This is a genomic window from Pseudooceanicola nitratireducens (assembly GCF_900109195.1).
GTDB lineage: Bacteria > Pseudomonadota > Alphaproteobacteria > Rhodobacterales > Rhodobacteraceae > Pseudooceanicola > Pseudooceanicola nitratireducens.
This window is the reverse complement of sequence record NZ_FNZG01000001.1, coordinates 772,932-796,248: the sequence shown is the minus strand read 5'-3', so window position 1 is coordinate 796,248 and position 23,317 is coordinate 772,932. Positions and strand designations below refer to the sequence as shown.

21 protein-coding genes are annotated in these 23,317 nt (G+C 66.1%); 2 read left to right on the top strand and 19 right to left on the bottom strand.

All coding sequences use genetic code 11. The annotated features are described in order from the left end of the window. Positions 1–352: 352 nt before the first annotated feature. From ftsA to BMX99_RS03675, 7 genes are all read right to left on the bottom strand, one after another. Positions 353–1,687: a cell division protein FtsA gene (ftsA, locus tag BMX99_RS03705; protein ID WP_093447391.1), complete on the bottom strand. Its 1,335-nt coding sequence runs from the start codon at positions 1,685–1,687 to the stop codon at positions 353–355. Then, a complete protein-coding gene (locus BMX99_RS03700) occupies positions 1,687–2,736 on the bottom strand; it encodes a cell division protein FtsQ/DivIB (protein WP_322788130.1) in 1,050 nt (349 codons plus the stop codon). The genes ftsA and BMX99_RS03700 overlap by 1 nt, the downstream gene beginning before the upstream one ends. After that, a complete protein-coding gene (locus tag BMX99_RS03695; RefSeq protein WP_093447388.1) occupies positions 2,724–3,659 on the bottom strand; it encodes a D-alanine--D-alanine ligase in 936 nt (311 codons plus the stop codon). Before BMX99_RS03695 ends, BMX99_RS03700 begins: the two co-directional genes overlap by 13 nt. A 92-nt stretch (positions 3,660–3,751) precedes the next feature. Continuing rightward, positions 3,752–4,690 (bottom strand): UDP-N-acetylmuramate dehydrogenase, encoded by a 939-nt coding sequence (gene murB, locus BMX99_RS03690; RefSeq protein WP_093447385.1) that lies wholly within the window; start codon positions 4,688–4,690, stop codon positions 3,752–3,754. A 63-nt stretch (positions 4,691–4,753) separates the two neighbouring features. Continuing rightward, positions 4,754–5,065: a hypothetical protein gene (locus BMX99_RS03685; protein ID WP_093447382.1), complete on the bottom strand. Its 312-nt coding sequence runs from the start codon at positions 5,063–5,065 to the stop codon at positions 4,754–4,756. A 105-nt stretch (positions 5,066–5,170) separates the two neighbouring features. Continuing rightward, the gene (locus tag BMX99_RS03680; protein WP_093447379.1) at positions 5,171–6,361 is read right to left on the bottom strand and encodes an APC family permease; all 1,191 of its coding nucleotides are present in this window, start codon (positions 6,359–6,361) and stop codon (positions 5,171–5,173) included. A gap of 100 nt (positions 6,362–6,461) precedes the next feature. Beyond that, a complete protein-coding gene (locus BMX99_RS03675; protein ID WP_093447376.1) occupies positions 6,462–6,830 on the bottom strand; it encodes a VOC family protein in 369 nt (122 codons plus the stop codon). Positions 6,831–6,878: 48 nt separating this feature from the next. On the opposite strand from BMX99_RS03675, the gene BMX99_RS03670 reads away from it, so the two are divergent. After that, the gene (locus BMX99_RS03670) at positions 6,879–7,409 is read left to right on the top strand and encodes a winged helix-turn-helix transcriptional regulator (protein WP_093447373.1); all 531 of its coding nucleotides are present in this window, start codon (positions 6,879–6,881) and stop codon (positions 7,407–7,409) included. Positions 7,410–7,458: 49 nt separating this feature from the next. Here BMX99_RS03670 and murC read toward each other — a convergent pair whose 3' ends face one another. Genes murC through ftsW form a run of 3 tightly spaced genes read right to left on the bottom strand, consistent with a single transcriptional unit; the run spans position 7,459 to position 11,170 of the window. Continuing rightward, positions 7,459–8,856 carry a UDP-N-acetylmuramate--L-alanine ligase gene (gene murC, locus BMX99_RS03665; RefSeq protein WP_093447370.1) on the bottom strand — a complete coding sequence of 466 codons (1,398 nt, stop codon included), beginning with the start codon at positions 8,854–8,856 and terminating at the stop codon, positions 7,459–7,461. Positions 8,857–8,882: 26 nt separating this feature from the next. Beyond that, positions 8,883–10,001 carry an undecaprenyldiphospho-muramoylpentapeptide beta-N-acetylglucosaminyltransferase gene (murG, locus tag BMX99_RS03660; protein ID WP_093448431.1) on the bottom strand — a complete coding sequence of 373 codons (1,119 nt, stop codon included), beginning with the start codon at positions 9,999–10,001 and terminating at the stop codon, positions 8,883–8,885. Between the two features lie 2 nt (positions 10,002–10,003). Continuing rightward, positions 10,004–11,170 carry a putative lipid II flippase FtsW gene (gene ftsW, locus BMX99_RS03655; RefSeq protein WP_093447367.1) on the bottom strand — a complete coding sequence of 389 codons (1,167 nt, stop codon included), beginning with the start codon at positions 11,168–11,170 and terminating at the stop codon, positions 10,004–10,006. A 150-nt stretch (positions 11,171–11,320) separates the two neighbouring features. Between ftsW and BMX99_RS03650 the strand changes: the two genes are divergently transcribed. Next, positions 11,321–12,499 (top strand): BaiN/RdsA family NAD(P)/FAD-dependent oxidoreductase, encoded by a 1,179-nt coding sequence (locus tag BMX99_RS03650; RefSeq protein ID WP_093447364.1) that lies wholly within the window; start codon positions 11,321–11,323, stop codon positions 12,497–12,499. 4 nt (positions 12,500–12,503) lie between these two features. Here BMX99_RS03650 and BMX99_RS03645 read toward each other — a convergent pair whose 3' ends face one another. From BMX99_RS03645 to rsmH, 9 genes are all read right to left on the bottom strand, one after another. Then, complete coding sequence (locus BMX99_RS03645; protein WP_093447361.1) at positions 12,504–13,646, bottom strand: glycosyltransferase family protein; 1,143 nt, start codon at positions 13,644–13,646, stop codon at positions 12,504–12,506. Further along, a complete protein-coding gene (gene murD / locus BMX99_RS03640; protein ID WP_093447358.1) occupies positions 13,643–15,058 on the bottom strand; it encodes a UDP-N-acetylmuramoyl-L-alanine--D-glutamate ligase in 1,416 nt (471 codons plus the stop codon). Before murD ends, BMX99_RS03645 begins: the two co-directional genes overlap by 4 nt. A gap of 84 nt (positions 15,059–15,142) precedes the next feature. Next, the gene (locus BMX99_RS03635) at positions 15,143–15,979 is read right to left on the bottom strand and encodes a M10 family metallopeptidase domain-containing protein (RefSeq protein WP_093447355.1); all 837 of its coding nucleotides are present in this window, start codon (positions 15,977–15,979) and stop codon (positions 15,143–15,145) included. A gap of 113 nt (positions 15,980–16,092) precedes the next feature. Then, positions 16,093–17,175, bottom strand: coding sequence for a phospho-N-acetylmuramoyl-pentapeptide-transferase (gene mraY, locus BMX99_RS03630; protein WP_093447352.1), 1,083 nt, complete (start codon positions 17,173–17,175; stop codon positions 16,093–16,095). Positions 17,176–17,199: 24 nt separating this feature from the next. Then, positions 17,200–18,630: a UDP-N-acetylmuramoyl-tripeptide--D-alanyl-D-alanine ligase gene (locus BMX99_RS03625; RefSeq protein WP_093447349.1), complete on the bottom strand. Its 1,431-nt coding sequence runs from the start codon at positions 18,628–18,630 to the stop codon at positions 17,200–17,202. Then, positions 18,630–20,120, bottom strand: coding sequence for a UDP-N-acetylmuramoyl-L-alanyl-D-glutamate--2,6-diaminopimelate ligase (locus BMX99_RS03620; protein ID WP_093447345.1), 1,491 nt, complete (start codon positions 20,118–20,120; stop codon positions 18,630–18,632). Before BMX99_RS03620 ends, BMX99_RS03625 begins: the two co-directional genes overlap by 1 nt. 16 nt (positions 20,121–20,136) lie before the next feature. Then, positions 20,137–21,930, bottom strand: coding sequence for a peptidoglycan D,D-transpeptidase FtsI family protein (locus BMX99_RS03615; protein WP_093447342.1), 1,794 nt, complete (start codon positions 21,928–21,930; stop codon positions 20,137–20,139). Next, entirely contained in the window at positions 21,927–22,325 is a 399-nt protein-coding gene (ftsL, locus tag BMX99_RS03610) for a cell division protein FtsL (protein WP_093447339.1), read from the bottom strand. Before ftsL ends, BMX99_RS03615 begins: the two co-directional genes overlap by 4 nt. Next, the gene (gene rsmH, locus BMX99_RS03605; RefSeq protein WP_093447336.1) at positions 22,322–23,317 is read right to left on the bottom strand and encodes a 16S rRNA (cytosine(1402)-N(4))-methyltransferase RsmH; all 996 of its coding nucleotides are present in this window, start codon (positions 23,315–23,317) and stop codon (positions 22,322–22,324) included. The genes ftsL and rsmH overlap by 4 nt, the downstream gene beginning before the upstream one ends.

Genomic DNA, 23,317 nt, shown 5'->3' with positions numbered 1-23,317 from the left:
TTGCCGTTACGCCCAGATCTTGAAGTAGCCAACCCGCAAGAATAGCCATGAACCGAGCAAGAATAGTCCGAACTTCCAGCAAATCTGGGTGGTTACACCCAGACGCGATTCTCCTGATCCTTTTGTGACGGTCACTGCCCGTGCCGACTCGGGGCTTTGCCCTTATGGTCTGCACAGTTTCGCATGAATTGGCCTGCCCTGACCAGCGCAAGTGGCTTTTCACCAAGCAAACAAGGTCGTGAGCGGGGCTGGGGCGCGATTTCGGCGCCAAGCCGCCGATCCCCCTGCCCCAGAACGCCCCCAAAACGCAAAAGGCCGCCCCTGCGGACGGCCTGACGCGGATGTGAAAGGGTTACCAGTTGTCCTTGAACCAGCGCACGGCGCGGCGAAGGCTTTTGGTCGGATAGCGATCGACGGGGACCTCGAAGTCCCACCATTCGTCCTGCGGACGCGCCGCGAACAGACACATGCCGACCGAGGACGCAAAACCCGGCCCTGTAGCGGCCTGCGGCAGTCCATGAACGCGCAGGGGGCGGCCCAAGCGGACACGCTGGCCCAGGATACGCGAGGCCAGACCATCCAGACCGGGGATCTGGCTGGCCCCGCCCGTCAGCACGATCTGCTGGCTGGGCAGGTGATCGAACCCGGCGGCATCCAGGCGATAGCGGACCTCTTCCAGGATCTCCTCGACCCGGGGGCGCATGATGCCGATCAGCTCGGCCACGGAAACCTCGCGCCGGTCGTGGTTCCAGTCGCCGGTCTCGCATTTCAGCTCGATCCGCTCTAGGTCGTCGCGGCCGGTGGCGACGACGCCGCCGTAGAAGGTCTTGATCCGCTCAGCGTGGCTGGCGGGGATCTGCAGCGCCATGGAAATGTCGCTGGTCACGTGATCGCCGCCCATGCGCACGGTGTCCGCATAGATCATGTGTTTCTTCATGAAGATCGAGATGCCGGTGGTCGTGCCGCCCATGTCGATGACGGCGGCCCCCAGTTCCTGTTCGTCCTCGACCAGCGAAGAGATCCCGGTGACGTAGGAAGACGACGCCACGCCCGCCAGTTCCAGATCACAGCGCTTGAGGCAATAGGCCAGGTTCTGGATCGCGGTGGCATCGACGGTCAGCATGTGCAGGTCGGTCGACAGGGTGTGGCCGATCTGCCCGCGCGGATCCGACAGCCCCGAGCGGTGGTCTAGCGCGAAGTTCACCGGCTGGGCATGCAGCACCTCGCGCCCTGCCCCGTAGTCGGGCACGTCGCAGGCGGCCAGCACGCGGGCGATGTCCTGTTCGGTGACCGCCTGTCCTTCGACCTCGACCTGACCGGCCAGACCGTAGGACCTCGGCTCGGCCCCGGAGAAACAGGCGATGACGTGATCGACGCGGATGTTTGCCATCTTCTGGGCGGCCTGCACGGCGGTGCGGATCGCGCGCTCGGCCTCGGGCATGGCGTCGATTTCACCGAAGTTCACGCCGCGCGACCGGGTGGTCGCCGCGCCAATGACGCGGAAGCCGACCTGACCGGCCAGCGATCCGGCGCTGTCGCCCTGGTAGTGCACGCCGGACTGGTCGATGCGCAGCACCAGGCAGGCGATCTTCGAACTGCCCACGTCCAGCACGGCCACCACGCCCCGCTGAAGCGCAGCCTTGCGCATGTTCCGCATTGCCCGTTGCGTTTCGTACAACATCGTCATCAGTTACCGGCCCCCAGATACACGTCCTTGATCTGCCGCCAGCGCTCCAGCGCCGGGGCATTCATTCGAATGGTCGGACGTGCGGCGAGGCGCAGGTCCAGCGCCGCAACATCCCGGTTCAAAACGTCCTGCGCCTCGTGCAGGGCGATCGCGCGTTCCAGCGCAAGTTCCGGCTGCTCGTCCGGCAGCATGATCCGCATGTCGGGATGCAGCACCACGTCCCATCTGCGGTTCCCTATCCGTTCAAGCCCGCGCAGGCGGTCGGCAAAGGGGGACGCGATGCGGATCAGGCGCAGCGCCTCTTCCGTGCGGTCGTTGGCCCCGAAACCGGCGACAACCGGCAGGTCGGGGCGCGCGGCGCGGGTGTCCAACTCGGCGATTTCGATGCCGGTCTTGTCCAGCACGCGGATGCCGTCGCGGCTGCGCCACAGCAGCGCCGGATCGCGTTCGACCACGTCGATTTCCAGCACGCCCTGCTGGCGGATGCGGGCGCTGGCATGGCCCACGGCCGGCAGGCCCTGAATGGTTTCGCGCAGCGCATCCAGGTCCAGATCAAAGGTCGAGATCGGGAAATCGATCTGCGCCACTTCGCGGATGTCGGCCTCGGTCTCGTCCGAGGCCCCGTCGACCGCCATCAGCTTGACCATGAATTCGGGCCGCGTCTCGATCTGGTTGCGGACGTCGTTGAAGGTCAGCAGCAGGTTGTCGCGACGCTCCTCGTCGGAAAGATAGACGGTGGCGACGACCAGAGCGATCAGGAAGGGAAAGATCACCCGGATGGTCAGGCGGTAGGCCGGGGTCAGCATGACCCGCTGCATCCGGTAGGCGGCGCGCGAGGGCGCGGGATCGGCCTTGACCCGTTCGCCATCGGGCTGGGGTTTCGCCCCGCCCTTGCCCGTGTTCATGTTGGCCTGCACGTTGGCGACAGCCCGGCTGATCAGGTTGGCGCGCTTTTCCTGCGCGCTCTGTTCAGGGGTCTTGGCGGGCTCGGGCCGGGCGGATTTGGTCGGGGTCCCGCGCGACGGACGTGTGGCGATCAGCGGTTGCATGAGGCATCCTCCACGATCCAGCGGCAGAGCTTGCCGAAGTCATAGCCGCAGGCCTGGGCATGTTCAGGCGTCAGTGACGTCGGCGTCATCCCCGGCTGCGTGTTGGTTTCCAGAAGGATCAGCCCGGCCAGCCCCTTGCTGTCGTCCCATCTGAAATCGGTGCGCGACACGCCCCGACAGCCAAGCGCCTTGTGAGCGCGCAGCGCGTAGTCCAGGCAGGCCTCGGTGATCTCTTCCGGCAGGACGGCGGGGCAGACGTGGCGCGACCCGCCGGGCTTGTACTTGGCATCATAGTCGTACCAGCCGTCGGTCAGGATCTCGGTCACGCACAGCGCGCCGGGATCGCCTTCGGCCACGCCCATGACGGAAACAGTCAACTCGCGGCCGGGGATGAAGGCCTCGACCATCAGCACCTCGGGCAGGTCATCGGCCACCTGCGGCGGGCCGTTCGCGGCCTCGTGCACCAGGTAGACCCCGACCGAGGACCCTTCGTCATAGGGCTTCACCACATAGGGCGGTGGCATCACGTGGCGGGCGCGAATTTCATCCTTGCAGGCCAGGCGGCTGTCGGCGACGGGAAGACCGGCGGCGCGATAGGCGGCCTTGGACTTTTCCTTGTCCATCGCCAGGGCCGAGGCCAGCACGCCAGAATGGGTATAGGGAAGGCGCATCCATTCCAGCAGACCCTGGACACAGCCGTCTTCGCCCCAACGACCGTGAAGCGCGTTAAAAACCACATCGGGGGAAATCTCGGCAAGACGCATGGCAAGATCGCGGCCGGCGTCGACCTCGATCACATCATACCCCTCGCCCCGCAAGGCGGCCGCGCATTCGCGCCCCGTTGACAACGACACCTCGCGTTCTGCAGAGGAACCGCCCAACAATACCGCCACTTTCGGGGTTGCCCTGCTCGACGAACCCACTGTGTGCCTCAGATTCCGGGCTTACTGCCCTTTTTAACTTTTGAACCGGGATGGTCCTGTAGTCTGAATTTATTTCTGCTCTGCCGTCGGCCTTAACCCTCTTTGGGGGTGTGTTCACCGACGCGCATGATTTCCCATTCTAGCGTTATTCCAGAGTTTTGGAAAACTCTTTTTCGCACTTCCTCGCCCAGATTTTCCAGATCCGCCGCCGTTGCCTGATCGGCGTTCAGCAGGAAGTTCGAATGCTTCTCGCTCATCTGTGCGCCGCCCAGCCGGGCCCCGCGCATTCCCGCGTCGTCGATGACCTTCCAGGCCTTCAGATCGTGCACGTCATCCGCCCGCCCGGTCGAGGAAAACCCGGCCGGATTGCGGAAGGTCGATCCGGCGCTGCGGTCCTTCGTGGGTTGGGTTTCGTCGCGCTTGGCCAGCTGGCTTTCCATGCGGGCATGCAGGTCTTCGGGGATGCCGTCCGGCCCTTCCAGCGTGACTTCGGTGACCACCCACCCCTCGGGCAGGTCCGAGTGGCGATAGGCGAATTGCAGATCCTCGGCCGTCAGCGTGACCTGCCGGCCGTCGCGGGTCACGGCGCGGGCCTGGACGAAATGATCCGCCGTGTAGCTGCCGTAGCAGCCGGCGTTCATGCGCAAGGCTCCGCCGATTGAACCCGGGATGGTGCGCAGGAAGGTCAGGTCGATACCCGCATCCGCCGCGCGCCGGGCCACGTGGGCGTCCAGCGCCGCCGCCCCCGCGGTGACGCGATTGCCGTCGGTTTCAATGGAATTGAAGCCGCGCCCCAGCCGGATCACCACGCCGCGCAGCCCGCCGTCGCGCACGATCAGGTTCGACCCGACCCCCATGGGAAAGACGGGGATATCCGCGTCCAGTTGCGCCAGGAACTGCGCCAGGTCATCGGCATCGGCGGGCTGGAAAAACCATTGCGCCGGGCCGCCGACCCGCAGCCATGTCAGGTCAGACAGGGGGCGGTCGGCGCTTAGCCGGCCTTGGGTCTCGATCTGGTCGGGGGTTGGCATGGTCTCTCCTGCGCGGGTCCTGGGACGGATAGCAACCGGCGCGCGGGACGGCAAGGCGGGCGCTCAGACCAGCCGGGGCTCGGCGAATTGCATCCGGCGGGCGGTGCGGCGCTGCATGCGGCGACGCAACAGGCGGCCGGACAGGCCAAGCGCCGAACCGGTCATGGTGCACAGCGCGATCGCCTCGATCAGCAGGACGTCGGTGCCGGGAATGGGTATGTAGATCGACTGCGCCAGGAAGGCCGCGCCGACCAGCGGCAGGACGATCCCCTTGGGCCAGATCGCGTCCGAGGTGGCGGCAAAGCAATAGCTTGCGCCGGCCAGGAAGGCCAATCCCGAGACGATGAAGAAGTAGTAGGTTTGGACAAAGAACATCCCAAGCCTCCTCAATCCCTTGATATCGGCGATGGTCCGCCATCAAGATCTGTGGGGCAAGCATATTTTTGCCGATCCAGCCCCCGGCAACCAGAGGATGAGTCTTCAGGGCAACAGTGTCGCCGCGAATGCGGCGACGGACAGAAGCAGCCCCAGCACCGGCACCGCCATGGGCACCCGGAAGGGGGCCGCAGGGTCCCGCCGCTTCAGCAGGATCAGCGCCAGGTTCACCAGTCCGAAGACGGCCAGAAGGACGGATGAGGTCACCCCCGCCAGAACCGCCACCGGCAACATCAGCGCGGCGGCGATGACACAGGCCCCGACCAGCAGCGTTGCCAGAACCGGGGTGCCGGTGCGTGGGTGGGCGCGGTGGAACAGGGCCATCGCGGCGTGGCGGTCGCCCAGGCCGAACAGCACCCGCGCCGCCATGACCACCTGCGCCAGCACCCCGTTCAGCGCCGCGACCACGGCGATGGCCGACAGGAACCGCGCCTCTCCGCCCTGCCCCGCCTGCCAGACCAGCGCCAGGGGCCGTTCGCTGGTCGACAGCGCCTCCAGCGGTACGGAGCGGACGGCCACATAGGTGACCCCGCCATACAGCAGCGCCGTGATCGCCAGGGAATACAGGATGGCGCGCGGCAGGGTGCGGGCGGGATCGCGCACCTCTTCTGCCATGTTGACGATGTCCTCGAACCCGATGAAGGCGAAAAAGGCCAGCGCCGCCCCCGCCGCTATGCCGGGCATCAGCGACAGATCGGGCCATGTGGTAGTCAGGTCGGGACTGGGCGGGGCCTGCATCCCGGCCCAGACCACCAGCCCCAGGCCCGCGACCTCGATCAGGGTGAAAACAGCCGCCAACGCCAGGCTTTCCAGAACGCCGACGACGGCCACGGCGATCAGCGCAGCACCTATCCCGACGATGGCCCAGACGGGCGGCACCTCGATCACCAGCTGCAGATACCCCGCCCCGCCCCGCAGTACCGCCGCGGCCGAGATCGTGCCCGCCACCACGATTGCCAGCCCGACCAGCAGCGACAGCGCCCGGATGTTCAGCCCTTCGGCGACATACAGCGCCTCTCCGGCGGCGCGCGGCAGGCGGGTCGAGAATTCGGCATAGGACAGCGCGGTCGGCGCGGCGACCAGCCCTGCCAGAAGGAAGGCCAGCGGAGCATGCACCCCGGCCTGCGCCGCCACCGCCCCGACAAGCACGTAGATCCCCGCGCCGACCATGACGCCGACGCCGTAGGCGGTCAGAAGGCCCGGGCCGATGCGGCGTTTCAGGGTGGGTTCGGACATGGGCACGCCTTTTGCCAGGGAACGGCACAGGCATAGCACGCCGCAGGGCGGCCCGTTTTGATCGAGATCAGGCCAAGACGGCCCTGCGACGTCCTGACACTCAGGTCAGATCCTGCGCCAGCATCAGCGCGTTGTTGTCCGGATCATAGAAGGTGGCCGTGCTGACCATCCCCTCGATGGTTTCCGTGGGCCCGTCAAAGCGCACGCCCTCGGCCTCCAGCGCGGCGCGGGCGGTGGCGATGTCGGCCACGCCAAAGACCGGCACCAGGTTGCCGGGCGCGGGTTCGGCCTGTTCGCCAAGGCCCAGCACCACATTGGGGGTCGTGGTCTGCATCTCGCTCCACCCGGCCTCATCCATGTGGTGCAGCAGGGTGAACCCCAGCTTTTCGGCATACCAATCCGCACTGGCGTGGCGGTCGCGGACGGATAGGGCAAGGGTAAGATCTTTGGTCAAAGTCACTGTGGGCATGGGATTCCTGGCGCTTTTCTAGAATCATAAATATTGTTACTATACTTTATGGACATCACTCTTCTTGTCAACGTGACCGCGCGGGCCTGGTCCTTGGACATCCTGGCCCGGATCGCCGAAGGCACGCCCTGTCGGCAGGCCCCGCTGATCGCGGCGACCGGCGCGGGGCGCACGGCCTTTGCCGCCAGCCTGTCACATCTGATGTCGCTTGGCCTGTTGGAGCGGAACCCCGGCCACGGCCACCCGCTGCGCCCGGAATTCCGGCTGACGCAGGACGGCGAAAGGATCGCGCCCATTGCCGCCCGGATCATCGGCACCGTGCGCAACCGCCCCGAAGCCCCGTTGCTGCGCCGGTCCTGGACCGTGCCCGTTCTGGTGGTCACTGCGCAGCCCTGTTTCTTTGGTGAAATCCGGCAAAAGCTGACGCCGATCACCGACCGTGCGCTGTCGCAATCGCTGCTGAAGCTTGAAACCGAAAAGATGGTCGAGAGAGAGGTGGACACAACCGCCCGCCCGCCGCGCCCCAGTTATCGCGCGGTTGATCTGGGGTCGCGCATCGCCCAGGCCGTAGTGGCCTGAGCAGGGCCCGGACGTAACCCGGGCAAAACCTGAACGGGGCCCGGAAGGCCTAGCCCCCCAGACGTTTCGGCAGGTTGTTGGCCCAGGCGGAAATCGTACCGGCCCCAAGGCAGACGACCATGTCACCGGGCTGCGCCTGTTCGCGCACCAGCGCCTCAAGGTCGTCTTCGGTGTTGATCGCGCGGGCGTGGCGGTGGCCATGGCGGACAAGGCCCGCGACCAGATCATCACGCGACGCGCCTTCGATCGGATGTTCGCCGGCGGCATAGACCTCGGCTATGGCGACCACGTCGGCCTCGTTGAAGCAGGCGCAGAAATCGTCGAACAGCGAATGCAGGCGGGAATAGCGGTGCGGCTGGTGCACGGCGATGACGCGGCCCTCGGTCGCCTGGCGGGCGGCCTTCAGCACGGCGGCGATTTCCACCGGGTGGTGGCCGTAATCGTCGATCACGGTGACGCCATTGGCCTCGCCCACCTTGGTAAAGCGGCGGTTCACCCCGGCAAAATTGGCCAGGGCGCTGCGGATCTCATCCTTCTTCATGCCCAGGTGCCGTGCCACGGCGACTCCCGACAGCGCGTTCGAGACGTTGTGATCGCCCGGCATCGGCAGGGTGCAGCCTTCGATCTTGTCACCCTCGGCTTGCAGCAGGATGTCGAAATGCGCCACGCCCGCCTTGTAGGTCAGGTTCACGGCGCGGATGTCGGCCTGGGTGTTGAACCCATAGGTGGTCACGCGGCGGTCGGTGATCTTGCCGACCAGCGCCTGCACCTCCGCGTGGTCGGTGCAGCAGACCGCCAGCCCGTAGAAGGGGATGTTCGACACGAAATCCAGGAAGCCCTGGCGCAGCCGGTCGAAATCACCCCAGTGATCCATGTGTTCGGGATCGATATTGGTGACGATCGCAATGGTGGCGGGCAGACGGTTGAAGGTGCCGTCGCTTTCATCAGCCTCGACCACCATCCATTCGCCCAGGCCAACGCGCGCGTTGGACCCATAGGCGTGGATGATGCCGCCGTTGATCACGGTCGGATCCAGGTTGCCGGCGTCCAGCAGGGTCGCGACCATGGTGGTGGTTGTGGTCTTGCCGTGGGTGCCCGCGACGGCAATGTTGGACTTCAGGCGCATCAGTTCGGCCAGCATCTCGGCCCGGCGGACGACCGGAAGACCGCGGCGGCGGGCCTCGTCCAGCTCGGGGTTGCCGGGCTTGATCGCGGATGAGATCACCACGACCTCGGCGTTTTCCAGGTTCTCGGCCCGCTGGCCTTCGAAGATCAGCGCGCCCAGCTTCTCCAGCCGGTCGGTGATCTTGGACCGCTTCAGGTCCGAGCCCTGCACGACGTAGCCGTGGTTCAGAAGCACCTCGGCGATGCCGGACATGCCGATGCCGCCAATGCCGACAAAATGGATCGGACCCACGTCACCGGGCAGTTTCGTCGCTGAGTTCACAGGAGTGTCCTTCTATCTCGTCCGAATTACTGCGCCCGATCCGGGATGCCCCGACCGGCGTCACCGGCAAGGCTTTCGACCAGGTCGGCAAGGTCGCGGGCGGCGCGGGGGCGTCCAACGGAGAGGGCAGCGCGGGCCATATGCTCGGCCGCGGCGGGGTTAGACAAGACCCCTTCGATCTGCTCGGCAAGGTTTTGCACGGTGAACTGACTTTCGGGCATCAGGATGGCCGCATCGGCGTTCACCAGACCCCGCGCATTGGCGGTCTGTTCGTCGCGGATCGCGGCCGCCAGCGGCACAAGGATCGAGGGGCGGCCAATGACCGTCAGGTCCGCCACGGTCGAGGCCCCGGCGCGGGACACGACCAGCTGCGCCTCGCTCAGCCGGTTGGGGACATCGTGAAAGAAGGGCTCGACCTCGGCGTCGATGCCGTGATCGGCGTAGTAAAGCGCGACACGCTCCTGATCCTCGGCGCGGGCCTGATGGGCGACGCGGATGTGGCGCAGCAGATGTTCCGGCAGCGCGGCAACGGCCTGGGGCACGATGTCCGACAAGATGCGCGCGCCCTGGGATCCGCCCAGGACAAGCAGGCTCATCGGATAGTCGCCGGGCGCGATATAGCCGGCGCCGGCCCGGTCATGCACCGCGCCGCGCACCGGGTTGCCGGTGTGGATGCCCTGCACGCCTTCGGGCAGGGATGTGGGCCAGGTGCCACAGGCCACGGCATTGACGCGCTTGGCAAAGACCTGATTGACGCGGCCCAGCACGCCGTTCTGTTCGTGGATCATCCGCGGACGGCGCAGCAGGGTCGCGGCGGCCATGGCCGGGATCGCCGGATAGCCGCCAAAGCCCACGACAACCGCCGGGCGGTCGGTGGTGAATTTCCACAGCGCCTTCAGCACCCCGCCCGCAATACGCAGCGGAACCAGCGCCTTGGCCAGCGCCCCGCCCCGCGCGAAGGTCGCGCTGGACATGGTTTCGATCTCGACGCCCGGGGGGAAGCCCCCGGTATAGCGCGCACCTCGGGTGTCGGTGGTCAGCTTCACCCGCCAGCCGCGGGCCAGCATGGTTTCGGCCAGGGCCTGGGCGGGGAACATATGCCCGCCCGTGCCACCGGCCGCGATCACCAGAAGCGGCGCGCGCATGTTCATCGGCCTCTCCCTGCCAGAAGCTCGGTCAGCTCACCCTGGGGACGGGTGCGCGTCAGGGCCAGCAACATGCCGACGGCGATGCCGCTGGCGATGACCGAGGACCCGCCGTAAGAGATGAACGGCAGGGTCATGCCCTTGGCCGGCAAAAGCCGCACCGCCACGCCCAGGTTGATCATCGCCTGCACCCCGATCGAGGACGCAAGGCCGACGCCCGCAAGGCGCACGAAATTGTCGCGTTCGCGGGTCAGCCGCAGGAAGGACCGCAGCACGAAGCTGGCGTAAAGCAGGATGATGACCGCGACGAGCGCCAGACCGTATTCCTCGGCCGCGACGGCGATGATGAAGTCGGTATGCGCATCGGGAAGCGACATCTTCACCTCGCCCTGGCCGACGCCGACACCGAACAGCCCGCCTTCGCGGATGGCGTTGGTGGCATAGCCGATCTGGGTGGTCGGATCGACCTCGGACGTCAGGAAGCCGTCAATCCGCCGGGCAAAGTGTTCGGAACTGTTGTAGGCCAGCACACCAAAGGCGATCACGCCCCCGGCCATGCCCATCAACAGCCGCAGCGGCGCGCCGGCGATGAAGTACATCACGCCCCAGCTGAACAGCACCAGGCTGGCCTGGCCGAAATCGGGCTGCGCGGCGAGGAAACCGACGATGATCACCATCAGCAGGAAGGACCACAGCCGCCCCGGAGGGCCGTTCAGGTCCTGCGCCGCCGCCAGCAGCCAGGCCGATACGATGACGAACAGCGGCTTGAGGAACTCCGACGGCTGGAAGCTGGCGAAGCCAAGCGAATACCAGCGCGTCGCGCCCTTGCCAAAGTCGGTGCCGAAGACCGGCAGCAGCGCCAGCGCCGCAAAGGCGGCGAAAAAGCCCATGACCGCCAGCCGCCGCACCGCCTGCGGCGATAGGACCGAGGTCACGAACATCGCGATCATGGCCAGCGTGCCAAAGACCGCCTGCCGCGTCACGTAATGGAAGGGCGCATAGCCGTTGCGTTCCGCCAGCGGCGGAGAGGCCGCGAGGCCCAGCAACAGGCCGATGCCGAAAAGGATAAGGATCGTTGTCAGCGACCATCTGTCGATGGTTCGCCACCACTTGGGAAGGATCGGCTCTCCGTCAGCTGCGGGGAGCGCGCCATACACCATTTCTGTCATTGGACACTGCCTTCTGCCTCTGTCCGTCCCGTTTTTTCGGGATCTGATGCCTCAGTTTAGCCAAAATTGGCGGCTCTGACCAGTCTCAATGCATGCAGGGCCGGCACGGACGGAATTGCCCCCCGCGCAAGATTGGGGCATGTGCGGGTCATGCAGGTGGATACGATCATTCTTGGGGCCGGTGCGGCCGGGCTGATGTGCGCGGCGCATTGCGGCGGGCGGGTGCTGGTCGTGGACCATGCAAAGAAGCCCGGCGAAAAGATCCGCATCTCGGGCGGCGGGCGGTGCAATTTCACAAATACCGGCTGCGAGCCGCAGAATTTCCTGTCCTCGAACCCGCATTTCGCCAAATCCGCGCTGGCGCGCTATACGCCTTGGGATTTCGTGTCGCTGGTGTCCGAACATGGCATCGCCTGGCACGAAAAGACCCTGGGCCAGCTGTTCTGCGACGACAGCGCCCAGCAGATCGTCGACATGCTGACCGGGATGGTCGCGGCAGCGGGGGCCGAGATCTGGATGCGCACTGCCGTCAGGGGTGTTGAGGCCAGCGGCGCAGGCTATACCGTGTCGCTGGATCGCGGTGGCGCGGCCGTTCAGGTGCAGGCCGGGCGCGTCGTGGTGGCGACGGGCGGCAAGTCGATCCCCAAGATGGGCGCGACCGGGCTGGCCTATGACATCGCGCGCCAGTTCGGGCTGGCGGTGACCGACACACGCCCTGCCCTTGTGCCCTTCACCTTCCCCGAAGGCCGGTTCGCGCCGCTGTCGGGCGTTGCCCTGCCCGTGCGGGGACAGGCCGCGACCGGCCCCAGCTTTGACGAGGCGCTGTTGTTTACGCATCGCGGGCTGTCCGGCCCGACGGTTCTTCAGCTGTCGTCCTACTGGCGCGAAGGGGAGCCGGTGACGATCGACCTGCTGCCGGGGCGGGACGCCATGGCGGCGCTTCGGGATGAACGTGCGCGGGCCGGGCGGCGCGGGCTGGCGCGCGCCCTGTCGACGCTGGTGCCCGCCCGTCTGGCCGATGCACTGACCGAGGACCTTGGGCTGCCCGGCAACCTGGCGGATATGTCCGACAAGGTGCTGGACGGTGTCGCCGCGCGGCTACACAGCTGGCAGGTCACACCCGGCGGCACCGAAGGCTATCGCACCGCCGAGGTCACGCTTGGCGGTGTCGACACCGACGGGCTGTCCTCTCAGACGATGGAGGCCAAAGCGGCCCCCGGCCTTTATTTCATTGGCGAAAGCGTCGATGTGACGGGCTGGCTGGGCGGTTATAATTTCCAGTGGGCCTGGGCCTCGGCCATGGCGGCGGCGCGGGCCATCGGGGGCTGAGCCTTCAGGGCGTCGTGGTGCCCGGCTGAAAGCGCTGGAACGCCTCGAACAGCGACCAAAGCGCCGAGGACCAATCCCCCGCGTTGCCCGACCGGAACAGCCGCTGATGCGGATACAGTTCGTTCGGGCGCACCATCGTGCCCCATCGAAAGTCCGAGCCCTTGGGCAGCAGGATCCAGACCGGCTTGCCAAGCGCCCCGGCCAGATGGGCCGTCGCATTGTCGATGGTGATCACCAGATCCAGCGCCGCAATCTGCGCCGCCTGCCTGGTCAGATCGGTTAACGGGTCGCTGTCCGGGTCGGTTAACAGCGGCGCACCAAAGGCGCGCGAGGCTGCGGTGACGTCCAGTTCCCCATATTGAAGATTGTGGAAACGCGCAGTCTTACCGTGGGTTAGCGGGCGAAGCTCTTCCAGCGGGATCGACCTTTCTGCGCCATTTACCTTGGCCGAGGACCGCCAGGACAGGCCCACGTCGATGCCGCGCCCCAGCTTCTGCCAGGCGGCCTGGTAATTTTCGATTAACTTCGGATCGGGAAAAAGGCAGTCGCCGCATTCCAGCGGATCCGGCATATAGACCCAGGCCGACAGCAGAGAGCTTTGGAAATCGAACCGGGCCCGCGCCAAAGAGCGATCAAGCTCAACCATTTGCGGCACGAAGTTCACCTGCCTGGCAATGGGCCCCAGAAGCGCCTTCAGGCGCGGATCGGCCTCAAGCGTGACCTCGGCCCCGGCGGCGACAAGCTGGGGAATGACCCGCAGCTGCATGATCTGATCGCCGATCCCCTGTTCCGCCCACAGAAGGATCCGCCGCCCCTGAAGCGGTTCACCGCCCCATGTCGGAAAAGGATAAGCGCGGTAGTATTTGCGGAAGGACTCCAGCTTCCAGCGGCCGGAATCGTACAATTCGATCCCTTCGCGGATCTGCCCGCCACGGAACAATTCCAACCCCATGGACCGGCGCAGCGTGGGGTCGGACGGGGTTTCCTTCATCGCTTCGCGCAACACGCCGCGCGCGGCCTTGAACATGCCGCGATGGCGCATCGTGCGCGCCATGAGGATGCGGATCTCGGTCCGCCGTGCGCGGTCGGGTTCGGCCGCAAGCCACAGTCGCAGACCGGACAGGGATTGCCGCGCCGGATCGATCACCCTGCCCCCCCGCCGATCAGCCGCGTGACCTGCGCGGTGAAATCGTCGCCGCGTTGTTCGAAGTTGTCGTATTGATCAAAGGACGCAGCCGCCGGGGCCAGAAGCACGGTGTCGCCCTCTTCCGCGTCTGCCATGGCGCGGGCGACGGCGGTGGCCATGTCGGTGCAGACCTCGGCCTCGATCCCGCGCAGGTCAATGGCGAAACCGGCGGCCTCGCGCCCGATGACATAGGCTTTGCGCACATGCGCCTCAGCTGCCGGCAGCAGATCGTCCAAGCCGCCCTCTTTCGCCAGACCGCCACAGATCCAACGGATATTTTCGAAGGCCGACAGGGCCTTGGCAGCGGCATCCACGTTGGTGGCCTTGCTGTCGTTGACGAAGCGCACGCCGTTCGCCTCGCCCACGATCTGGCTGCGGTGCGGCAGGCCGGCAAAGCTGTGGAAGGCGGCCTCGATCACGCGCGGGGCAAGGCCGAGCGTCCGACAGGCGGCATAGGCGGCGCAGGCGTTCTGGTGGTTGTGCGCGCCCGGCAGCCCCGGCACGCCCCGCAGGTCGATCGACGCGACCTGCTTGCCTTTGCGCCATTCCGTCAGGAAGCCCTTGCGCGCATAGACCAGCCAACCCGGCCCGCCCAGTTTCTGCCCCGAGGAGATGCGGATCACCCGGTCATCCGCCGGCCCTTCGGACAGCTGATTGGCCAGGTACTGCCCCTGCGGTTCATCCACACCGACGATGGCGCAGTCCGGCCCGCCTTCTGCAAACAGCCGGCGCTTGGCCGCGAAATAGCCGCCCGGGCCGCCGTGGCGGTCCAGGTGATCAGGCGAAAGGTTCGTGAAAACAGCCACATCCGGGGTCAGCGCGCGGGCAAGGTCGGTCTGATAGCTGGACAGTTCCAGCACCACAACGCCGCCGTCGCCGGGCGGGTCGATGTCCAAAACGCCGCGCCCGATATTACCCGCCAGCTGGCTGTCGCGGCCCACGTGTTCCAGGATGTGGTGGATCAGCGCCGAGGTGGTGGATTTCCCGTTCGACCCGGTGACCGCGATCACCTTGGGTTCGACGTCGAAATCGCCCCATTCCACGTCCGCCAGCGACCGGAAGAACAGCCCGATGTCGTTGTCCACCGGCACGCCCTGCTGCAGGGCCAGCGCCACGACCGGGTTCGGCGTGGGGTAAAGATGCGGAATGCCGGGGCTGACGATCAGCGACGCCAGGGATCCGACGGTATCGGCGCGCGACAGGTCGGCGGTCTCGAACCCCTCGGACTCGGCCTTTTCGCGGGCGGCGGGGTTGTCATCCCAGCAGATCGGAACCGCCCCGCCGGCGCGCAGCGCCCGCGCCGCGATCAGGCCCGAGCGGCCCAGCCCCAGCACGCCGATCCGCGCGCCTTCGACACCTTTGACTGGAATCATGTGATTGCCTCGCTGACACATGAAAGGGCGCGGATCAGCCCACGCCCTTCCCAGATAGCCAAAATTCTCAGCCCGTAAAAGCGATTAGGCAGCGGCCTTGCGACGACGCCGCGCCATCAGCCCCATCACGCCGAAGCCGCCAAGGGCCAGCGCGCCGCCACCGGGCAGCGGGACGGCAGTGACGTTGATGGCATAGCCCAGGTCGATCAGCGACCCGACGGTCGCCATCGACAGGAAGGTGGGCGAATTGATGTAGCCGGTCATCAGTGCCTGATTGCCGTCCGTACAGCTCCAGGTTTCGTCCCAGTGGCCATGGGCCGTGCCGGTCCCGCCATCCAGTTCAACCGGAACAAAGGTGGCCCCGGCGTCGCATTCCGCCTGATAGCCCAGAAGCCCCCAGGCCCCGGTGTATTCCCCTGGTGCGTTGACCTCATCATAGGCGCCGACCACGTCCCAGAGGGTGCCGATACCGATGACATGGGCGATCTCGTGCACGATCACCTCGAACAGGGACCCGTTGCTTTCCATGTTGGAAATGTCGGCGCTGTCGAACCGCATCGAGCCCGCCGTCGCATAGGCAAAGGGCGAGACCGCCCCGGGCTGATAGTAATATCCGTCCGGCCCGGCCGAGCCCAGGACGCCGCCCACACCGTCGATCGCTTCGATCGTGGCAGTGATGTTCAGCGTGTTGTTAAAGGCGCTGACACCCGAGATGTCATAGATATAGCCGGCGATCAGCGTTTCCCACCAGGTCACCGCGTTGTCGAAGATCGTCGACTGCGTGGCGCTGAGGCCCGTGGCGCTAAGCTGGATATCGAATGCGGCCGCAGCGGTTGGAAGCGTGACGGCCTGGGCCTGTGTGGTCAGGCCGATGGTCGCACATGTTGCGGCCACGGCAATGGTGACATGAGTTTTCTTCACGGATGTCCCTCCGATTTTCTGACTTTTACGGCTCGAAATTCACTAAGTCTTGGGGCGGAATTGAATCACATCCCGGACTCTCGGGCAAGCTTTCCGGCCGCCGTGGTGCCGTTTCAGCGCAGTTTCAGCGTCGCCAGGCCGATCAGGGCGAGGATCAGGGAAATGATCCAGAAGCGGATCACGATCGTCGGCTCGGCCCAGCCCTTCTTCTCATAGTGGTGATGGATCGGCGCCATCAGGAAGACCCGCTTGCCGGTGCGCTTGAAATACAGCACCTGGATGATGACCGAGAGCGCCTCGACCACGAAGATGCCGCCAACGATGCCGAGGACGATTTCATGCTTGGTGGCAACGGCGATGGCCCCGATGGCCCCGCCAAGCGCCAGCGATCCGGTGTCGCCCATGAAGACGGCCGCGGGCGGCGCGTTGTACCACAGGAACCCCAGCCCGCCGCCGATCAGGCCAGCCACGAAGATCAGGATTTCGCCGGTGCCGGGCACGTAGTGCACGTCAAGGTATTCGGAAAAGTCCACGCGGCCCACGGTATAAGCGATGATGCCAAGCGCACCGGCGGCAATCATCGAGGGCATGATCGCCAGACCGTCCAAGCCGTCGGTCAGGTTCACGGCATTGGCCGCGCCGACGATGACGAACATGGCGAAGGGCAGGAAAAGATAGCCGAAATTCAGCAGCACGTCCTTGAAGACCGGCAGGGCCAGGCGAAACTGAAGCTCTTCCGGGTGGAGGATCGAGGCCCAGTAGGCGGCGATCAGCGAAATCACCAGGCCAAGCAGGATGCGCACGCGCCCCGGCACGCCCTTGGTGTTCTGTTTGGACACCTTGGCGTAGTCGTCTGCAAAGCCGATCAGGCCGAAGCCCATGGTGACAAACAGAACGATCCAGACATAGCCATTGTCCAGCCGCGCCCACAGAAGGGTCGAGGTCAGCAGCGCGCCCACGATCAGCAGCCCGCCCATGGTCGGCGTGCCGGCCTTGACGAAATGCCCCTCGGGGCCGTCATTGCGGATCGGCTGGCCCTTGCCCTGACGGCGGCGCAGCACGTTGATCAGCGGACGCCCGAACAGGAAGCCAAAGATCAGCGCCGTCATGAAGGCGCCGCCCGCACGGAAAGTGATATAGCGGAACAGGTTGAACAGGTCGCCACCGTCAGACAGGGCAGTTAACCAATACAACATCTCGCGTTCTCCTGTGCGGGGCCCCTAGCCATCCGGCGCGGGATGGCCCAATTTCCGCAGCGCGTCAACAACCAGAGAGACGCGCGACCCCTTTGATCCCTTGACCAGCACGACATCGCCGGCATCGACCAGGCGCAGGGCCTTGTCGGCCAGATCCGTGGCCTTGCCGGCAAAGCGGCCGCGTTTTTCAGGCGGCAGCGCCTCGTACAGCGCCTGCATCCGATCACCGACGCAATGCACCACGTCCATCCGCGCCATGGCGGGAAGATCAGCCAGGCCCGCATGCATAGCGATCTCGTCGGGGCCCAGTTCCAGCATCTCGCCCAGGATGGCGATGCGGCGACCCTGCGCCTTGCGGCCAAGGTTGTTCTGCGGTTTCGCGGCCGCGATCACCTCGAGCGAGGCAGCCATGGACACGGGGTTGGCATTGAAGGCGTCGTCGATCAGTTCGAACGCCAGATGGTCGTCCACCCGGTCCAGCAGGATGCGTTCGCGCATCCCCCGCCCCGCCGGCGGGGCCCATTGTGCCAGATCGGTGCAGGCCAGCGCCCGGTCAAGGCCAAGCGCCTGGACCACGGCCAGCACGCCAAGCGCGTTCAGCGCATAGTGACGGCCTGCGGCGGACAGGCGGAAAAGCGCCGGTGCGCGCCAGATCCGGGCCTCGGCCACAGTGGATTGATCGACGATCTCGACGTTCAGCAGGCGATGGTGGTTCGCGGGGGCCTCACCAAAGGTCAGGATCTTCGCCCCGGCGTCCTTCGCGGCTGCGGACAGAATCGGGGTGGTCGGCAGGTCGCCGTTCACCACGGCCCAGCCTTCGGGCATGAGACCGGCAAAGATCGACGCCTTTTCGCGCGCAATGCCGTCGATGTTGTCGAAGGCTTCCAGATGCGCGGTGCCCACGGTGGTGATCATCGCCACATGCGGGCGCGCCAGACGCGACAGCGGCGCGATCTCTCCGGGGTGGTTCATGCCGATCTCGATCACCGCGATCTCGGTGTCGCGCGGCATGCGGGCCAGCGTCAGCGGCACGCCCCAGTGGTTGTTGTAGGACGCCTCGGCCGCGTGCACGCGGGCCTGGCCGCCCAGAACGGTGCGCAGCATTTCCTTGGTCGAGGTCTTGCCGACCGATCCCGTCACCGCCACGACCTTGCCGTCGATACGGGCGCGGGCGGCGCGGCCTAGCGCCTCGAGCCCCGGCAGAACGTCGGGCACGATCAACAGCGGCGCATCGGCAGGAACGCCATCAGGGATCCGCGACACCAGCGCGGCCCCTGCCCCCTTTTCCAGCGCCTGGGCGACGAAGTCGTGGCCATCGCGGGCGGCAGACAGCGCGACGAACAGATCGCCGGGCCGGATCGTGCGGGTGTCGATCGAAACGCCGGTCACGGACCAGTCGCCACGGGCCTCGCCCAGGGTGGCGCGGGCGGCTTCTTCAGCAGTCCAAAGCGTCATTACAGCTGTCCATCCAATGCCGAGACCGCAACGCTGGCTTGTTCGGAATCGTCAAAGGGATAGGTGGTATCCCCGACAATCTGCCCGGTCTCATGTCCTTTTCCTGCAATCAGCAGCGCGTCGCCGGGGCCTAGCGCATCGACTGCGCGCAGGATCGCCTCGGCCCGGTCGCCCACTTCGGTCGCGTCGGGGGCGCCCAGCAGAACCTCGGCGCGGATGGCGGCGGGATCTTCGCTGCGCGGGTTGTCGTCGGTGACGAAAACCACATCGGCATGAGCGGTCGCGGCCTCGCCCATCAGGGGGCGTTTCGTGCGGTCGCGGTCGCCGCCGGCACCGATCACGGCGATCAGCCGACCCATCACATGCGGGCGCAGCGCCTTCAGCGCAGTGGCCACGGCGTCGGGCGTATGGGCGTAGTCGACAAAGACAGCCGCGCCATTGGTGCGACGGGCCACCAGCTCCATCCGGCCATGCACGGTGTCGAGCGCAGGCAAAACGTTGAAGACCTGATCCGCATCCTCGCCCGCAAGGATCGCCATGCCGGCCGCCACCAGCACGTTTTCCGCCTGGAAGCCGCCGATCAGGTTCAGGTGCACCTGATGCACATCGCCATCAAAGGAAAAGCGGATGGTCTGGCCATCGGCGTCGAAACGCCGGTTCAGGATGCACAGCTCGGCGTCGTCGCCGGTACCCACGGTCAGCACGTCCAGCCCGCGATCGGCCGCTATTTCGGCCATGTCGGGACCGCGCAGACCGTCGATATTGATCACCGCCGCCGCATCGGGCGGCAGGACGCGGGTGAAGAGCCCGGCCTTGGCGTGGAAATATTCCTCGAAATCATGGTGATAATCCAGGTGATCCTGGGTCAGGTTGGTAAAGCCCCCGACATTCAGCATCACACCGTCCAGCCGCCGTTGCGCCAGCCCGTGGGACGAGGCCTCCATCGCGGCATGGGTGATGCCCGCGTCCGAGAGTTCAGCCAGCATGCGGTGCAGGGTGATCGGCTCGGGCGTGGTGTGCATCAGCGGCGCGGAATAGCAGCCCTCGACCCCGGTGGTGCCCAGGTTCACGGCCTCGCGGCCCAGCAGCATCCAGATCTGGCGCAGGAAGGTCGACACGGATGTTTTGCCGTTGGTCCCGGTCACGGCGGCCATCACGCGCGGCTGCGTGCCGAACCAAAGGGCGGCGGTGCCGGCCAGGGCCTGGCGGGGATCTTCGGCGATGACCAGGGCGGCGGTGCTGTCGGACAGCGCGGCCTCGGCGATGCGGGCCCCTTCGGCATCGGTCAGGATGGCCGCAGCCCCCTGCCGCAGGGCGTATTGGATGAACTCTCCGCCATGGACCCGGGTGCCGGGCATGGCGGCGAAAAGGAATCCGTCCCGGACCTCGCGGCTGTCCACGGCGATACCCGTGATCTGCGCGTCCCGTCCACCCAAGGCCGAGAGGCCCAGTTGCGTCAAGGTTCTGGTCTGCCCGCTGTCTGCCGCCATCGTCTGCCTTTCCGGCTTAGTTCGATGTCAGCGTTATACCAGCGAGAGGGCTCTGTGCAATCGCAGGCCGCAGACCCAGCAGGGGCGCGACGCGGGTGATCATTTCGGCGGCAACCGGAACGGCCGTCCAGCCGGCGGTGCGGCGGGGTTCGTCGCCCGAGGTCTCGACCCCTTCGTCCAGGGTCACCACCAGCACGTAACGCGGGTCATGCGCCGGGAACATCGAGGCAAAGGTGGCGATCACCTTGTCCTTGTAATAGCCGCCCGTGGGCTTGGGCTTGTCCGCGGTGCCGGTCTTGCCGGCGATGTCGTAATGGTCGATCCGCGCGAAGGAGGCCGTGCCCTTGGTCACCACCTGGCGCAGCATGTCCTGCGCTTCGCGGGCGGCGGGTTTCGACATGACTTGCGGGCCATTGGCGGGTTCCGTGCGGCGCAGCAGCGTCGGCTGCACGCGCTGGCCGTCGTTGGCGATGGTCGCATAGGCCGCCGCCATGTGCAGCGGGCTGATCGAGATGCCGTGCCCGAAGGACACCGTCATGGTCGTCAGTTCCGACCATTGCTTTTGCACCAGGGGCGCGCCGCTTGGGGCTTCGATCAGCTCGACCGGGGTGGGTTCGAACAGGCCCAGGTCGGCCAGGAACTGCTTCTGGCGTTCGATGCCGATCTGTTCGGCCAGGCGGGCGGTGCCGATGTTGGACGACTTGATGATGATATCCGCGACGGACAATTCCTTGCCGTACCAGTGGAAATCCCGGATCGAATGGCGGCCCCATCTGATCGGGCCACGGATGTCGACCATGGTGTCCTGCTTGGCGATCCCCAGATCGACCGCCTGCGCGGCGGTGAAGATCTTGAAGGTCGAGCCAAGTTCATAGACCCCCTGCACCGCGCGGTTGAACAGCGGGCTGTCGTCGGGGTGGCCTTCGGTCGGCGGCGCGGGGCGGTCGTTCGGATCGAAGTCCGGCAGCGACACCATCGAGATGATCTCTCCGGTTTTCACGTCCATCAGGATCGAGGTCGCGCCCTTGGCGTTCATCAGCTTCATGCCGCCGTAAAGGATCTTTTCCGAGGCTGCCTGCACCGTCAGGTCGATCGACAGCTCAAGCGGCTTGCCGCCGTTGGCCGGATCGGTGAGGTAGTCGTCGAACTGGCGTTCGACCCCTGCGGTGCCCTTGATCTCGGCCGCATGCACGCCCTCTTCGCCATAACTTGCGCCGCCCAGGATATGCGCGGCGATGGCGCCGTTCGGGTAAAGCCGCATTTCGCGGGGGCCAAACAGCAGCCCGGGTTCGCCCAGATCATGCACAGCCTGGCGCTGTTCCGGCGAAATCTTTCGGCGGATCCAGACAAAGCGGCGCTTGCCGGTGAAATCCTTGGTCAGACGGTCCTCTTCCAGGTCGGGGAAGATGCGCGCCAATTCCTTCGCGGCCTTGACCGGCTCGACCATCTGATGCGGATGGGCGTACAGCGAATAAGTATCCAGGTTGGTGGCCAACACCCGGCCGTGGCGGTCGACGATGTCGCCGCGCTGCGCGACGATCTGGGCCCCGGCGATCGAGGTCCGCGGCTCGGCCGGTTCGCTTTCGGCGACGACCCACATCTTGATGCCGATGGTGGCGAAGGCCAGCGCGAACATGGCCCCCAGAACAAGAATGCGACCCTCGGCCCTGGTGCGGGCCCGGTCGCGCATTTCCTCATGCCTCAGGCGGAGGTTTTCCTTTTCGATCGCATCGGGGTTCTCGCCCTTCTGGCGGGCGTCAAGAACACGGGCCAGCGGGCGCAGCGGGATACGAAGGGGGGCGTCGCTCATGGCCGGTCCTCCGCTTCTGCGCCCTGCAGGGCTGTGCCCTGGGCTGCATCCATCGACAAGGTCGAGACCTCGACCGGGTTGTTGATGATCAGGTCGGGTTCGGGCGCGGGCACCGGGTATTCCACCTGGTCGGTGCGGCCGAACTGGTCGGGGGTCATGGGCAGAAGCGCCAGCGGAGAGAAGTTCAGCTCGGCCAGTTCGCGCAGCCGGTCGGGACGGTTGAGATAGGCCCATTCCGCCCGCAGCACGCCCAGACGGGCGCGGGCGTTCGCGATTTCCTGCTGCAATCGTTCTGTTTCGTTGACGATCTGCTTGGTGCGGTAGTTTTCCTGATATGCCCAGAAGCCAAGCCCGAACAGGGCGGCAAAGGATAGGATGTAAAGCAACGTTCTCATTGCAGTTTCCCCTGAAAGACTGGCATGCCCAATGCTTTGCGGTCGATAGGTTCGGCCGGCTCTTCTGTCCGGCGCGCCACGCGCAGCCGGGCGGACCGGGCGCGTGGATTCTGATCCAGCTCGTCTTCGTCGGGGCCCACGGCCTTGCGGGTGACGACGTCGAACCGGGGTTTGTCCTCGGGGGCTTCGGGGGCATAGCGGTTGGCCCGCCCCGTCCCGCCCGAGCGGAGTTGCAGGAAGCGTTTGACCATCCGGTCCTCGACCGAATGGAAGGTCACGACGGCCAGCATGCCACCGGGCCGCAGGGCGCGTTCGGCGGCCATCAGGCCTTCGGCCAGGGCACCGTATTCATCATTCACCGCGATGCGCAGCGCCTGGAAGGTGCGGGTCGCGGGATGGGACTGACCAGGCTTTGACCGCGGCAGGCAGCCTTCGACGATCTTCGCCAGGTGCAGCGTGGTGGTGATCGGCGCCAGGGCGCGTTCGCGGGTGATGGCGCGGGCGATGCGGCGGCTGGCGCGTTCTTCGCCATAAAGGAAGATCACATCGGCCAGATCGCCTTCGGACATGGCATTGACCAGGTCGGCGGCGCTTGGCCCGTCCTGGCTCATCCGCATGTCCAGCGGGCCGTCCTTCATGAAGCTGAAGCCGCGTTCGGCCAGGTCCAGCTGCATCGAGCTGACGCCTAGATCCAGGACCACGCCATCCAGCGGCTCTCCGGCGATCTCGTCAAGGTTTGCAAAGTTGCCCTGGCGGATTTCCAACTTGCCTGCAAAGTCGTCTTTCCAGGATTCGGCCATCTGCAGCGCCAGCGGATCGCGATCCACGCCGATGACCTTGTCGGCACCGGCGGCCAGCAGACCCTTGGAATAGCCCCCTGCCCCGAAGGTTCCGTCCAGCCAGACACCGCCGACCGGCGCGACCTTTTCCAGAAGGGGGCGCAGAAGCACCGGAATATGGGGCGCGTCCGGGGTCTGGGCGCTTGCCGCCAT